Genomic DNA, 14,014 nt, shown 5'->3' on the forward strand with positions numbered 1-14,014 from the left:
CGTGAGGCACCGCCTTGGCGTACCCCCCCCCCCGCTCGCGAAATTTTTACACCCCCCGTTCCGTCTTGTCACGGGGGTAACGTGCCCTTCACAAGACGAAACGGGTGCGAAGGCGCTTCTGATCGGGGTGGGGCGAGGGGGCTGGGTGCCGCCTTGGTTGCGTGCTTCCGTGTGTCCCTTGGTGGTCCGGTTGCGTGCGGCCGTTAGCCCTTCAGGGCTAGGTCTACCGCTGCTTCGACGTGTAGTCGGGTGGTGGGGAAGACCGGGACCGGGCTGTCGTTGGGGCTGATCAGCAGTTCGATCTCGGTGCAGCCCAGCACGATTCCTTGAGCCCCCTCCTTGACCAGGCGCTCGATCACCTCTCGGTACGCGTCCCGAGATGCTTCTCGCACTACTCCGACGCACAGTTCGTCGTAGATCACTCGGTGCACCAGTGCGCGATCGTCCACTTCGGGCACCAGCACTCGCAATCCGTGTCCTGCCAACCGGTCCCGGTAGAACGACTGTTCCATGGTGAACGCCGTTCCGAGCAGCCCGACGGATTCCACCCCGGCGGACACCACGGCTGTGGCGGTCGTATCCGCCAGATGCACCAACGGAATCCCCACCGCCTCCTGCACCTGATCAGCGACCTTGTGCATGGTGTTGGTGCACAGCAGCACCATGTCCGCCCCAGCCGCCTCCACGCTCCGGGCGGCGGCCGCGAGGACCACCCCGGCCTCTTCCCACCGCCCCTCCACCTGCAACCGCTCGATCTCCGCGAAATCGACCGAGTACAGGACGCACCGCGCCGAGTGCAGGCCTCCGAGCCTCTCCCGGACCAGGGCGTTCACCAGCCGGTAGTACTCCGCGCTGCTCTCCCAGCTCATCCCGCCGATCAACCCGATCGTCAACATCCCGCGTCCTCCTCGTACGGCCGGTTTCCCGGTTCGCGCAACCTGTTCGGCACTCCGGCGCGTCCTACGGACGACACTCTTCCAAACGGAGGCCTGATCTTGCCGACCACCGTGTGCCGTGCCTGTGGCGGAGCGGGTAGCGCGCTCCGCTGGGCCTGTCCCAGTTGTGTCCGCGTGACGACCGATCGGCTCGACGAGATTCGCGGTCACGCCGTGGCGATCTGCACCGCCGGGATGCTCGACGGGCCCGGTCGCGCGGGGCGCGTCGACGACTCGCCGTTGGGGGAGGGGCTGCTGGTGTCCGTCGACGACGAGCCGCTGCTCGCCCCTGACCCGGCGTTGGTGGTGTTGTCGATCCTGGAGGTCCTGCACCGGATCGCCCGGCACGTCCGCCACCACCGCGGTGAGCCCGCCGAGTTCCGCTGCACCATCGCGAGCGAGGTCCGGTACCTGCGGGCGAACGCCGAATGGTGTGCCCACCAGCTCTGGGGGCACGAGCTGGTGGGAGCGGTCGAGCGGCTGCACGGGTTGACCCGTGCCCGGTCGGGTGCGCTGGTGCGTTAGCTGCGACCTTCCGGCAGCGGTCGTACGACTTTCGGTCAACCCTGACGTGCGAGCACGGGTTGACGCGCGCTGACGTCGTCGACCGGCAGTCTCATCGGTGTACAGCTTCTCCCCCTAAGGAGTGGAACCGATGGACACCAACCACGTGCTCGCGGCCCAGAGCACGGCCCTGAACTGGGCTTTCGCCGCCGCCATCGTCGTGGTCCTGCTCGGGCTCTTCCTGTTCTTCCTCGGTGCGCTGGTCAGCGTCCTGCGCTCGGACCTCACCGGGGGCATGAAGGTCGTCTGGGTGCTGTTCGCGTTCTGGGCGCCGTTCCTGGGGCCGCTCGTGTGGTTCCTGCTCGGCAAGCGGGACGCCGAGCGGCGCGGGATCCGCGTCTGAGTCAGCCCAGCCCGGCGTCGTGGACCACGATCGCGACCTGCGTGCGGTTCACGACGTCCAGCTTGGCCATGACCCGCCCGATGTGGACCTTCACGGTCGACTCGCTCAGCACCAGCGACCGGGAGATCTCCGCGTTGCTCAGCCCGCCGCCCACGGCGACCGCGACCTCGCGTTCCCGCGCGGTGAGGGCTGCCAGACGGGTGACGGCCTCCTGCTTCGCGCCGCCGCCCGCGAACTCCCGCAGCAGCCGCTTGGTGATCCGCGGCGAGATCATCGCCTCGCCCGCGGCCACCATGCGCACGGCCTGCACGAGGTCGCGCGGCGGCGTGTCCTTCACCAGGAAGCCCGACGCGCCCTCGCGCAGCGCGGTGTGCACGTACTCGTCCAGGTCGAACGTCGTGAGCACCAGGACGGGCGGCCCGTCCGGCAGCGCGGCGACCAGCCGGGTCACCTCGAGGCCGTCGACGCGCGGCATCTGGATGTCGGTGAGCACGACGTCGGGCCGGTGGCGGGCGACCAGGTCCAGCACGCCGGTCCCGTCGGCCGCCTCCGCGACGACCTCGAGGTCCGGGTCGGACTCCAGGATCATCCGGAGGCCGCCGCGCACGAGTTCCTCGTCGTCGAGCAGGAGCACCTTCACCGTCACGGGCACGTCATCCGATCACCGGGGGAACCGAGCGGACACAACGTACCCACCGCCGTCGGTCGGCCCGGACCGCACCGTGCCGCCCGCGAGCGCGACCCGCTCGCGCATCCCGACCAGCCCGTAGCCCGCGCCGGTAGCCCCGACCGGCGTCCGCGCGCCACCGGGGTCCCGGTTGGTCACCTCGACCGCCACGGCGTCGTCGGAGGCCACGACCTCGACCCGCACCGGCGCGCCGGGCGCGTGCTTGCCCGCGTTGGTCAGCGCCTCCTGGACCACGCGGTACGCCGCCCGGCCCACCGCGTCCGACGTCTCCGGCACCACGTCCGGCAGGGCGAGGTCCACCCGCGCCCCGGCCGAGCGGAACTCCTCGACCAGCTTCGCCACGCCGTGCAGCGCGGGGCTGTGCCGTGGCGTGGGGGCGTCGCCGTCGTCGCGCAGCACCCGGAGCACGTCGCGCAGCTCGGTCAGCGCGGCCGTGCTGCTGGTCCGGATGACCTCGGCGATCTTGCCCACGTGCTCGTCGTCGGTCGTCAGCTTCAACGCGCCCGCCTGGAGGGCGATCACGCTCACCCGGTGCGCCACCACGTCGTGCATCTCCCCGGCGATCCGGCGGCGCTCCGCGGTGACGGCCCGCTCGGCGAGCAGGTCGCGTTCGCGCTCGGCCTGCTCGGCGCGGTCGTTCAGCGCGGCCAGGAGCGTGCGGCGCTGGAACGTCCACAGCCCCGCCACCACCGGCAGCGCGACGAACACGACGATGACGAGGGATAGCGGGTCCCACTCGTCCGAACTCACCCACGTCGTGATCAGCAGGGCGGCGAGGATCACGGCCGTCCCGATCCACGTGCGCAGGGCGGGCCCGTACCGCGACGCGAGGCTGTAGGCCGCCACCAGCGGTGGCGCGAGGTTCGGTCCGAACACCAGGACGACGACCGCCGCTCCCACCGCGACCAGCGGGAACCTGCGCCGGACGAGGAGCCCGGCGAACGCCACCACGCCCCAGGCCACCAGCGCCGGGGTGAAGGCGTGGCCCGCGACGCCGAACCAGGTGACCACCGCGGCCACCGCCACGTCGAACAGCAGCGACCGCACCCGGCCGTCCCACCACGTCAGCACCGATCGCGGTTCGCGCATCACCACGGCGATCACGGTAGTGCCGTCGGCCCGACCGGATCGACCACGACTCCACGCACCGTGTCCGCCCGGACCGCCCCGGAAGACCGACTGGTCCAGTGGAGGGGTGCGTTGTGCCTGGCCAGAGGTCCTTTGCAACGCAAAGTAGTTGGTTGCGCCGATAGGGTGACTTCGGTAACGAATCGGAGCCGGGTGCCACGGGTCGCGTCAAACTCCCGCGTCACCCTGGAGCGCCACTTCGCGGAGGGATCCCCGGTGCAGTTCCGCATTCTCGGCCCGGTCGAGGTCCTCGACGACGACGGGGTCGTCCTGCCGCCGTTGCCGCCCAAGCCGACCCGGATCCTCGCGGTGCTGGCCGCCGACTGCGGGCGCGTGGTCCCGGTGGACCGGCTCATCGACCTGGTCTGGGGCGAGAACCCGCCGCCGCAGGCCCGCAAGTCCCTCCAGGTGCACATCTCCGGCCTGCGCCGCGCCGGCGTGCCCGTCGAGCACCGCGCCGCGGGCTACCGGCTGGCCGCCGACCCGGACCAGGTGGACGCGCACGTGTTCGGCGACCTGGTGGCGCGCGCCGGGGAGACCGCCGACCCGGCGGAGCGCCGCGCGGTGCTCGGCCGGGCGCTGGAGCTGTGGCGCGGGACGCCGATGGCCGGGATCGACCGGCTCGGCGCGCCGATGGAGGCCCGGCACCTCGCGGCCGTCGAGGACGCCGTGGACGCGGACCTGGAGCTGGGCCACCACGCCGAGGTCGTGGACCTGCTGTCCGGGCTGGTGGAGGAGCACCCGCTGGCCGAACGGCTGCGCGTGCGGCTCATGCGGGCCCTGTCCGGCGCGGGCCGCCGCACCGAGGCGATGCGGGTCTTCCAGGACACGCGCCGCGTCCTCGTGGACGAGCTGGGCGTGGAGCCGGGTCCGCAGCTCCAGCGGCTCTACCAGGCGGTGCTGGAGGGCGACGAGCCGGAGGAACCCGTGCGGCGCAACTACCTGCCCCGCGACGTCGGCGACTTCACCGGCCGCGTCGCCGAGCTGGCACGGCTGACCGAAGGCGACGCGCAGGGCGTGTGGTGGATCGAGGGAGCGCCCGGCGTCGGCAAGAGCGCCCTCGCCGTGCACGCCGCCCACCTGCTGGCGAGCCGCTTCCCGGACGGGCAGCTGTTCGTCGACCTGCACGCGCTGCCGCCGGGGGCCGCGCTCGACACGCTGCTGCGCGCGCTCGACGTGCCCAGCGTCCGCATCCCCACCCAGCTCGACGAACGCGCCGCCCTCTGGCGGGCCCAGCTCACCGGACGGCGGGTGCTGGTCGTGCTGGACGGCGTGTCCAGCGTCGCGCAGGTGCGGCAGCTGCTGCCCGGCGCGCCCGGCTGCCTGACGCTGGTCACCAGCAGGCTGCGCCCCGGCGACCGGCAGGTGCGGCGGCTCGCGCTAGACGTGCTGACCTCGGCCGAGGCGGTCGCGCTGCTGGCGGACATCCTCGGCGACGACCGCGTGGCCGAGGAGCCGCAGGCGGCGTTGGAGGTCGCGCGGCTGTGCGGGCACCTGCCGTTGGCCGTGCGGATCACCGGCGCGCGTCTCGCGGGTCGAGTGCACTGGCCGGTGTCCCGGCTGGTCAGCCGGTTGCGCGACGAACGGGGGCGGTTGGACGAGCTGGTCGCCGACGACCTGGCCGTGCGCAGCAGCCTGGAGCTGACGGTCCGGGCGCTGGACGAGCCCACCCGCCGCGCCTACCGGGCGTTCGGCTTCCTCGACCACCCCGAACTGCCAGCCGACCTGGCGTCGCCGCTGCTCGGGCTGCCGGAGGACGAGGCGGAGGACGTGCTGGACCGGCTGGTCGACGCGCGGCTGCTCGACGTCACCGGCGAACTCCGCTACCGGATGCACGACCTGGTCCGCATCCACGCCCGTGAGCTGGCCGAGGCGGACCCGGCCGACGCCGACCGCCTCACGGCCGTGCACCGGGTCGTGGAGGCGTGCCTGGCGAAGGTGGACGCCTGCGCGGAGCGGCTGATGCCCGCGATCCCGCGGATGCAGGGGTTCTTCGGCGAGCTGCCGGACCACCCGGTGGCGCCGGGGGAGCGGGACGGGTGGTTCGCGGTCGAGGAGCCGCTGCTGATCAAGGTCGTCGAACGGGCCGCCGAGCTGGGCTTCGCCGCGGCCGCCTGCGACCTGGCCGAAGCGCTGGTGTTCGCCTGGTTCGGCCTGCGCAACCGGTACGACGGCTGGGAGCGGACGCACCGCGCCGCGCTGGACGCCGTGATCGCGACGGGCGACCGCAGGCGCGAGGCGGTGCTGCGGTGCAGCCTCGGGCAGCTCTACTTCAAGCGCGACCGGTTCACCGAGGCCGGGCTGTGGTTCGGCGCGGCGGGGGCGCTGTTCGTCGAGCTGGGCGACCTGCACGGCGAGGCCGTGGCGCTCAACGGCGAGGGCATGGTCACCCGTGAACGCGCCGAGTACCACCACGCGCTGGCGGCCCTGCACCGCGCGCGGGACCTGCTCACGGGTCTCGGCGACCGCGAGGGCGTGGCGCACTCGCTGTACGGGCTCGGCTCGGTCCAGCGGGAACTGGCCCGCGACGAGGAGGCCATGGCGAACCTGCGGGCCGCCGAGACCGCGTACCGGGTGGCGGGCAGCAGGCGTGGCGAGGCGCTGGCCGTTCGGGGGATCGGGCTGGTGCACCGGGCGCGTGGCGAGTACGCGGAGTCCGAGCCGTACTTCCGCCGAGCCCACGACATCGTGCTCGCCATCGGCGATCCGTTGATGCGCTGCTACACCGCCCAGTCGCTGGCGAAGGCGTGGCTGCGCACCGGTCGGACCGCCGAGGCCGCCGACCTGCTCGCCGAGGCCCTACTGGACTGCCGCGAACTGGGCGACCGATTCGGCCTCGCGCTGCTGCGACGCACGATCGGCGAACTGCACCTCGCCACCGGCGAGGCGGACCGGGCCGTCGTCGTGCTGGGCGCGGCGCTGGCCGACTGGGACGAGCTGGACCTGCCCGCGTGGCGCGCCCGCACCCTGCGCGACCTGGGCGCGGCGCACGCCGCGGCCGGGGACGACAGCAGCGCCGCCCGCTGCTGGAGCGAGGCGGCGCTGCTGCTGGAGGGGCTGGGCTCCAGGGAGGCGGGGGAGTCCGACACCTGGGCCCGGTGGGGCTGCTCCTCGGTCAGTCCGTGATCTTCTTGTACTTCCACGGCACGTACCCGTTGTCCTTCAGGTACGATACGGACACCGTCTCGTGGTCCATGTCCGTGGCCGTGCTGCCCTCCTCGTAGATCCACATCGACGTCTTCGCCGACGAGGTCCACTTCTCGAACAGCTTCACGTGGTGCCCGGCCCGCAGCACCATGTCACCCGGCTTCAGGCTCGCCCACGCCACCTTGGTGGCGATGTCGTCCAGGGTGCTCGTGTTGCGGCTGCTCGTGATCTTCCAGGTCATGGACACGAAGCCCGAGCAGTCGGTCCGGTACTTCTTGCCCTTGTTCACGTCCCACGCGTACGCGCTCTGGCTGTACGGGACCTTCCGGTCCCACCAGTCCTTCGCCCGCGCGAGGACCTCCTTGCGGGTGATCGTGCCGCCGTAGCCCGCCGCCTTGAGGGCGGGACTCGCGTCCTCGAGGTCGGGCGCGCCCTCCGGCGCGTCCACCACGATCGTCGTCGCGGGCACGGCGAAGGCCGGAGCCACCACCACGCCCGAGAGGAGCCCGAACACGAGTGCGGTCGCCGGCAGCAGCGCCGCGGTTCGAATCTGCATCTGCGGAGTTCTCCTCGCTCGTCCCGGTCGTTCGGACCGGCACACCGTGTCCGCGAGTGCTGAAGAACCGCCTAAGACCCGGTAACCGCCCAGGTCAGCACCCCCGTGGACCACACGATGGGGTGACGCCCGCATGATCCGCGTCGGCGTCGGGCACCCCTTCGTCGTGGTGTCCACAAGGGACGCCGTCGAGGGAGGCTCCGAGCTCATGGGTATCGGCGACAAGTTCGACGCTCTGAAGGACAAGGCCAAGGACGCGCTCGGCGACCACGGCGACAAGGTCGACCAGGGCATCGACAAGGCCGGTGACTTCGCCGACGAGAAGACCGGCGGCAAGTACTCGGACCAGGTCGACCAGGGCCAGCAGAAGGCCAAGGAAGGCCTCGACCGCTTCAGCCAGAGGTAACCACACCAGCACTCCCGACGGCCTCCCCCGCCACGACGGGGGAGGCCGTCGCGCGTTGCGCACAGGAAACCCGGACGACGACCACGACCAGGGCTGAGCGGGTCGTGAGCCCGTTCGTTCCGGGTTCGACCGAACGCCGCATTGCCTTCCTGCTCGCACCCCCTACCGTTGTTCGCGTAGGACCGAACTCTGGCGGCGCCTACCGGTGGTGCGAGCCCCGGTGGCCAGTGTGCGGGAACCCATGGGGTTCGCGTGCTGCCCGTCGGAGGATCGTCGTCCGCTCCTCCTCGTCCAGCGCCGCCGTCGCGGACCCCGCACACCAGCACGACCGTGCGCGGGTCCGCTCCCTGCTGACAGCGGGCCCGCCGAGATCAAGGAGCCTGCACATGGTTGGTTGGACTTCACGACTGCTGGCCGTCGGCGCGGCCATCGCCCTGCTCGCCGCACCCGTCTCCGCGTCGGCGGCGCCGGTGGCGGCGCTCGCGGACACCTGCGCGCTCAAGGCCAAGCCCGCGGGCAAGGTGCTCCAGGGGTACTGGGAGAACTGGGACGGCGCGTCGAACGGCGTGCACCCCCCGTTCGGCTGGACCCCGATCACCGACTCCCGCATCCGCGACCACGGCTACAACGTGATCAACGCGGCGTTCCCGGTCATCCGCTCCGACGGCACGGTGCTGTGGGAGGACGGCATGGACGCGACCGTGAAGGTCGCGACGCCCGCCGAGATGTGCGCGGCGAAGGCGGCGGGCGCGACGATCCTGATGTCCATCGGCGGCGCGGCCGCGGGCATCGACCTCAGTTCCACGGCCGTGGCGAACAAGTTCGTCTCCACGATCGTGCCGATCCTGAAGAAGTACAACTTCGACGGCATCGACATCGACATCGAGACCGGTCTGGTCGGCAGCGGGAACATCAACACCCTGTCGGCCTCCCAGGCGAACCTGATCCGCATCATCGACGGCGTGCTCGCCGGGATGCCGTCGGGCTTCGGCCTCACCATGGCCCCGGAGACGGCGTACGTGACCGGCGGCAGCATCACCTACGGCTCGATCTGGGGCTCCTACCTGCCGATCATCAAGAAGTACGCCGACAACGGCAGGCTGTGGTGGCTCAACATGCAGTACTACAACGGCAGCATGTACGGCTGCTCCGGCGACTCTTACTCGGCGGGCACGGTCGCGGGCTTCCAGGCCCAGACCAACTGCCTGAACAAGGGTCTGGTCGTGCAGGGCACCACCATCAAGGTGCCGTGCGACAAGCAGGTCCCCGGTCTGCCCGCCCAGCCGGGCGCGGGCGGCGGGTACATGTCGACCAGCCTCGTGTCGCAGGCGTGGAACACCTGTAGCAAGGGCATGAAGGGGCTCATGACCTGGTCGATCAACTGGGACGGGTCGAAGAACTGGACGTTCGGCAACAATGTCAAGGCACTCCAGGGACGCTAGGCACGTCCGACCGTGGGCGCGGATCGCGGATCCGCGTCCACGGTTAGAGTCACGATCATGCTGACGGTCGGGATCGTGGGAGGTCAGGACGCCGTGGCCGCGGCGTCGCGGTTGCGCGCGCTGGGGGTCGCCGCCGTCCTCGGCCCCGGTTCGGCGGTCGCCTTCCGCATCGCGACCTCGGACACCTCGGTCGACACCCGGTTCGTCGACGCGGTCCTCTCGGCCGACGAACCGGTTCACGTCCAGGTCGAACGGCTCTGGACCACGCGGCTGCGGCCGTGGTCCGAGGCGCTGGCGGGCGGCCCGGTCGACCGCCGCACGGCGGCCGTCCAGGTCCACGACCCCCGCTGGCAGTGGGCGGGCCGCCGCGGCCTGGACCGCGTCCGCTCGGCCCTGTCCCGCCTCGACCCCGCGGGCGCGTTCCGCTACGACCACATCGGCTCGACCGCCGTGCCCGGCCTGGGCGCCAAGGCGTTCGTCGACCTCCAGGTCCGGGTCACCCGGCTGCCGGACCCGGCGGAGATCGACCGGGCCATGAACGCCATCGGCTTCCTCGCCGCGACCGGCGCCCGCCCGGACTCGCCGGGCGTGCACCGCGACCTGCCGCGCGGCAGCGAGGTCGTGCCGGACGAGGTGTGGGCCAAGCGCCTGTTCACCTCACCGGACCCGGTGTCGCCGACGATCGTGCACGTCCGCCGCGCGGACTCGCCGTGGGGCAACCACACGGTCTGGTTCCGCGACTGGCTCCGGGCGCACCCCGACCAGCGCGACCGGTACCAGGAGATCAAGATCCGGCTGGCCGCGGAACACTCGAACGACCCGGACCACGACGACTACACGCGGGCGAAGACGGCGTACTTCGACGAGGTCCAGGGCGTGTTCGAGGAGTGGGCGGCCCGGCGCTGACCCGGTCGGCCACCCGATCGGGGCCGCCGATTTCGGGCCCCGCGGTCGGGGAACCGGGGGACACTGGTCGTTCCAGGTCCCCGTCCGGAACGAGGAAGCATTGTCCAGCGACACCCCCAGGGAATTACCGCCGTACCGAGCCGTGCTCGTCGTCGACACCAAGGGCTTCGGCAGCAACAACGACGTCGTCCAGGCGGCCATCGCCGACACCATCCACGATGTGGTGGCCCGCGCGTTCGAGCGGGCGGGCCTCGCGCACGTGCTGGAGGGCGCGCTGTTCCCGCACAACACCGGTGACGGGTTCGGCATGGGGTTCGAGACCCGGTACCTGCCCGCCGTCGTGAGCCTGTTCTTCGACGCGCTCCAGACCGAGTTGGCCGAGCAGAACGCGCGGATGAGGTCGAGGCCCGGCCGGGCCTCCCTGCGGATGCGGGCCAGCCTGAACGTCGGCCCGGTGCGGGACGTCGACCCCGAGGGCAACGCGTCGGTGGTCGGGACCACGGTCGTCACGGCGCACCGCCTGCTCGACGCCGAACCCGTCCGCCGGGTGCTGACCGGGTCGGATCCCGAGCAGACGTTCGTGTCCGCGGTGCTGTCGCAGCGTGTGTTCGAGGACGTGCTGGCCAGCGGGTACGCGACGGTGGCGGTGTCACGGGTGGCTGAAGTGCCCGTCCGGGTGAAGGAGTTCACCGGGACGGTCTACCTCTACGTGCCCAACCCCAGCGGCGACCTGCTGCGCGACGGGTTCGGTTCCAACCCCGAGTACCGCGAGAAGCTGGCGGCCGCCGAGGTCGAGCGCGAGCGGGAGGCGCGGTCGAGCCGCGCGACCAGGAACATCATCAGGGGCGGTACCCACAGCGGGCCCACCATCCAGGTCGGCCACCTGCACGGCGGCCTCAACCAGCGCTAGCGGGCCCGGTTCAGCGACACCGACACCACCAGCGCGAGCACGCTGAACCCGGCGATCACCGCCGCCATCGGCAGCGCCGTGCCGGGGCCGCCCAGCCCGACCAGCGGGGTGGCCAGCCCGCCGCCGATGACGAACTGGAGCACGCCGAGCAGCGCCGACGCCGCACCCGCCGACCTGGCCTGGTCCGCCAGCGCCAGGGAGGTGGCGTTCGGCATCACCATGCCGACCGTCGACACCAGCAGGAACAGCGGCACGAGCAGGCCGACCAGCCCGAGGTGGAACACGACGGCGGCGAGGACGCCGAGACCGGCCGCGGCGGCGATCGACAGGCCCGCCAGGAGCAGGGTGTGCTCGGAGACCCGGCCCACCAGTCGGCGGTTCACGCCGCCCATCGCGATGATGCCGACGCCGTTGAGGCCGAACACCAGGCTGAACTGCTGGGGGCTCAGGCCGTAGACGCCCTGGAGGGCGAACGACGAGCCGGAGATGTAGGCGAACATGGCCGCGAACATCAGGCCCGAGGCGAGCGCGTAGCCGACGAACGAGCGCTGGGTGAGCAGCCGGGCGTAGGTGCGCAGCACGGCACCGGGGCGGGCGGGGGAGCGGAGGCCCGCGGGCAGCGACTCCGGGAGCAGCAGCGCGACCACGGCCAGCAGCAGCGCGCCGATGACGGCGAGGGTGACGAACACGCCGCGCCACGACGTCCAGCCGAGCAGTTGCGCGCCGAGGACCGGGGCCAGCACCGGGGCGACGCCGTTGACGAGCATGAGCGTGGAGAAGAACCGGGCCATGGCGACGCCGGAGAACAGGTCCCGTACGGACGCCCTGGCGATCACCAGTCCGGCGGCCGCCCCGACGGCCTGGAGGGCGCGGGCGGCGATCAGCACGCCGCTGGTCGGGGCGATCGCGCACAGCAGCGAGCCGACGACGTAGAGGGCGAGCCCCGCCAGCAGCGGGCGGCGCCTGCCGAGCGAGTCCGACAGCGGCCCGATCACCAGCTGGCCGATGGCCAGACCGAGGACGAACGACGTGAGCGTGAGCTGCACGGTGGCGTCCGCCGCGTGCAGGTCGCCCGCCATCAGCGGCATCGCGGGCAGGTACATGTCGATCGACAGCGGGCCGAACGCGGTCAGCCCGCCGAGCACCAGCGCGAGCTTCGCCACACCCGGCGCGATCGTCGGACGGTCGGCCGTGGTGGTCATCGTGCTCCCCGTCTCGGATGGTGTTCCGTGGTGCACAATCCCCCACGACCCCCGTTTGTTTCCACCTGTGAGGCGGAACACCGTCCACCTCGGACTCCGCCGTGGAACCCGTTGACCCGAAAGGAAGTCCTGTGACGCGCGTGCTGGTCGTCGGAGGCGGTATCGCCGGGGTGGCCACGGCCGTGGCGCTCAAGGGCGAGGTCGACCTGGTCGAGCGCGCCCCGGCGTGGCGACCGGGCGGCAGCGGCCTCTACCTGCCCGCCAACGCGGTGCGCGCGCTGCACGCGCTCGGCGTCGGCGCGGAGGTCGAGCGGCGCGGCGCCCGCATCACCCGCCAGCGGATGCTCGACCACCGCGGCCGGACGCTCGTGGACGTGGACCTGGAGGCGCTCTGGGGTGACGTCGGCGCGTGCGTCGCGATCACCCGCGAGGACCTGCACGAGGTCCTGCGCTCCGCGCTGCCCGAGGGGGTCGCGCGGCTGGGCGTCGGCGTCACCGACGTGGACCAGGACGGGCGGGTGACGTTCGACGACGGCTCGACGGAGACCTACGACCTCGTCGTCGGAGCGGACGGCATCGACTCCACGGTCCGCCGCATCGCGTTCCCCGCCACCGAACCCCGGTTCCTGAACCAGGTGTGCTGGCGGTTCGTGCTGGACGGCGAGCCGTCGCAGACCGGCTGGACGGCCCGTCTGGGCAGCGGCGGCCGCACGTTCCTGGCGGTGGAGCTGGGCGACGGCCGGATCTACTGCTACGCGGACACGAACAGCGCCACCCCGTCGGCTCCCGACGGCGACTGGCGCGACCTGTTCGCCGACTTCGCCGACCCGGTGCCCGGTCTGCTCGCGCGGGCGACGGACGCCTACTTCGCGCCGCTGTCGGAGATCGACGGGTCGGACTGGGCCCGGCCGGGCCTGGTGCTCATCGGCGACGCTGCGCACGCGTGCTCGCCGAGCATGGCCCAGGGCGGGGCGATGGCGCTGGAGGACGCCGTGGTGCTCGCGGAACTCGTGCGGGAGGACCGGGTCGCCGACTACACCGCCCGCCGCGCCGAACGCGTCCGGTGGGTGCTCTCGCAGAACCACCGCCGCGACCGCGCCCGCACCCTGCCGACCCCGTTGCGGAACCTGGTCCTGAAGCTCGGCGGCCAGAAGCTCGTCCGGGCGAACCACGCTCCGCTGCACGCCGCACCGTGACTTCGGTACGGCCACTCGAGCGAGAGTTGATCAAGCCATTCGGGGGCTGTCCGCACGTCGGCGACGTGGTTGTCTGACGGCGGAAGTCCCCGTGTGGAAAGGAAATCCATGACGCGAGTCCGTTTTCTCGTCGTGCTCTCGCTGGTGCTGGGAATGCTGGGGATGGCGGTCGCGCCGGGCTCGGCGGCGATCGTCCCGACCCCGGTGTCGACGGCGAGCGACCCCACCGCCGAGGAACAGGAGAAGCTCCGCCTGGTGGCGGGCGCGATCTGGACGCCGGAGCTGGCCGCGGGCTGGAACATGAACAGCGACGTCGCCGACGTCCTCTCCACCGCCACCGGCGAGATCCTCACCTGCTCCGAGCGCTTCGCCCTCGTGCCCCGCCCGCCGGGTTTCGTCCCCGGCCTGCTGTACCTCGTCACCTACGCCCTGAACCTCCGCGACTACTTCCTCGTGGTCACCGCCAACCGCACCTACCGCGCCTGCGTCGTCACGGCCGCCGCGAACTACCGCACGGCGATCGAACTGGCCTCCATGGGCATCTGACACCCCCGGCCGGGTGGCGTCCCACGACGTCACCCGGTTCCGGCG

Annotated in this window: 14 protein-coding genes; 9 read left to right on the forward strand and 5 right to left on the reverse strand. The window is 72.0% G+C overall.

Translation table 11 applies throughout. The annotated features are described in order from the left end of the window. Positions 1–203: 203 nt before the first annotated feature. The gene (locus tag ACFWW9_RS18835; protein ID WP_390378950.1) at positions 204–896 is read right to left on the reverse strand and encodes an aspartate/glutamate racemase family protein; all 693 of its coding nucleotides are present in this window, start codon (positions 894–896) and stop codon (positions 204–206) included. 174 nt (positions 897–1,070) lie between these two features. Between ACFWW9_RS18835 and ACFWW9_RS18840 the strand changes: the two genes are divergently transcribed. Further along, complete coding sequence (locus ACFWW9_RS18840) at positions 1,071–1,460, forward strand: hypothetical protein (RefSeq protein WP_390378953.1); 390 nt, start codon at positions 1,071–1,073, stop codon at positions 1,458–1,460. Between the two features lie 130 nt (positions 1,461–1,590). Then, entirely contained in the window at positions 1,591–1,842 is a 252-nt protein-coding gene (locus ACFWW9_RS18845; protein ID WP_390378956.1) for a PLDc N-terminal domain-containing protein, read from the forward strand. A 1-nt stretch (position 1,843) separates the two neighbouring features. On the opposite strand, the gene ACFWW9_RS18850 is transcribed toward ACFWW9_RS18845, so the two are convergent. Next, positions 1,844–2,488: a response regulator gene (locus ACFWW9_RS18850; protein WP_390378959.1), complete on the reverse strand. Its 645-nt coding sequence runs from the start codon at positions 2,486–2,488 to the stop codon at positions 1,844–1,846. A 15-nt stretch (positions 2,489–2,503) separates the two neighbouring features. Continuing rightward, positions 2,504–3,619 carry a sensor histidine kinase gene (locus tag ACFWW9_RS18855; protein ID WP_390378962.1) on the reverse strand — a complete coding sequence of 372 codons (1,116 nt, stop codon included), beginning with the start codon at positions 3,617–3,619 and terminating at the stop codon, positions 2,504–2,506. 255 nt (positions 3,620–3,874) lie between these two features. Here ACFWW9_RS18855 and ACFWW9_RS18860 point away from each other — a divergent pair, with 255 nt between their 5' ends. Continuing rightward, positions 3,875–6,784 carry a BTAD domain-containing putative transcriptional regulator gene (locus ACFWW9_RS18860; protein WP_390378965.1) on the forward strand — a complete coding sequence of 970 codons (2,910 nt, stop codon included), beginning with the start codon at positions 3,875–3,877 and terminating at the stop codon, positions 6,782–6,784. On the opposite strand, the gene ACFWW9_RS18865 is transcribed toward ACFWW9_RS18860, so the two are convergent. After that, positions 6,774–7,361, reverse strand: coding sequence for a hypothetical protein (locus tag ACFWW9_RS18865; RefSeq protein ID WP_390378968.1), 588 nt, complete (start codon positions 7,359–7,361; stop codon positions 6,774–6,776). The genes ACFWW9_RS18860 and ACFWW9_RS18865 overlap by 11 nt on opposite strands. Before the next feature lie 133 nt (positions 7,362–7,494). Between ACFWW9_RS18865 and ACFWW9_RS18870 the strand changes: the two genes are divergently transcribed. The 4 genes from ACFWW9_RS18870 (at position 7,495) to ACFWW9_RS18885 (ending at position 11,025) form a co-directional block, all read left to right on the forward strand. Next, positions 7,495–7,767: an antitoxin gene (locus ACFWW9_RS18870; protein WP_390378971.1), complete on the forward strand. Its 273-nt coding sequence runs from the start codon at positions 7,495–7,497 to the stop codon at positions 7,765–7,767. Positions 7,768–8,153: 386 nt separating this feature from the next. Further along, the gene (locus ACFWW9_RS18875) at positions 8,154–9,209 is read left to right on the forward strand and encodes a chitinase (protein ID WP_390378972.1); all 1,056 of its coding nucleotides are present in this window, start codon (positions 8,154–8,156) and stop codon (positions 9,207–9,209) included. Positions 9,210–9,266: 57 nt separating this feature from the next. Next, positions 9,267–10,115 (forward strand): GrpB family protein, encoded by an 849-nt coding sequence (locus ACFWW9_RS18880; protein ID WP_390378975.1) that lies wholly within the window; start codon positions 9,267–9,269, stop codon positions 10,113–10,115. 100 nt (positions 10,116–10,215) lie between these two features. Next, complete coding sequence (locus ACFWW9_RS18885) at positions 10,216–11,025, forward strand: hypothetical protein (protein WP_390378978.1); 810 nt, start codon at positions 10,216–10,218, stop codon at positions 11,023–11,025. Here the strand turns inward: ACFWW9_RS18885 and ACFWW9_RS18890 are convergent. Beyond that, positions 11,022–12,227, reverse strand: a complete 1,206-nt coding sequence (locus ACFWW9_RS18890; RefSeq protein WP_390378981.1) for a multidrug effflux MFS transporter — start codon at positions 12,225–12,227, stop codon at positions 11,022–11,024. The genes ACFWW9_RS18885 and ACFWW9_RS18890 overlap by 4 nt on opposite strands. Positions 12,228–12,358: 131 nt before the next feature. Between ACFWW9_RS18890 and ACFWW9_RS18895 the strand changes: the two genes are divergently transcribed. Together ACFWW9_RS18895 and ACFWW9_RS18900 are read left to right on the forward strand one after the other, a co-directional pair. Then, positions 12,359–13,423, forward strand: a complete 1,065-nt coding sequence (locus ACFWW9_RS18895; protein WP_390378984.1) for an FAD-dependent monooxygenase — start codon at positions 12,359–12,361, stop codon at positions 13,421–13,423. Positions 13,424–13,531: 108 nt separating this feature from the next. After that, positions 13,532–13,969: a hypothetical protein gene (locus tag ACFWW9_RS18900; protein WP_390378987.1), complete on the forward strand. Its 438-nt coding sequence runs from the start codon at positions 13,532–13,534 to the stop codon at positions 13,967–13,969. Positions 13,970–14,014: the final 45 nt, after the last annotated feature.

Source organism: Umezawaea sp. NPDC059074 (assembly GCF_042738955.1).
In the GTDB taxonomy this organism is placed as follows: Bacteria; Actinomycetota; Actinomycetes; order Mycobacteriales; family Pseudonocardiaceae; genus Umezawaea.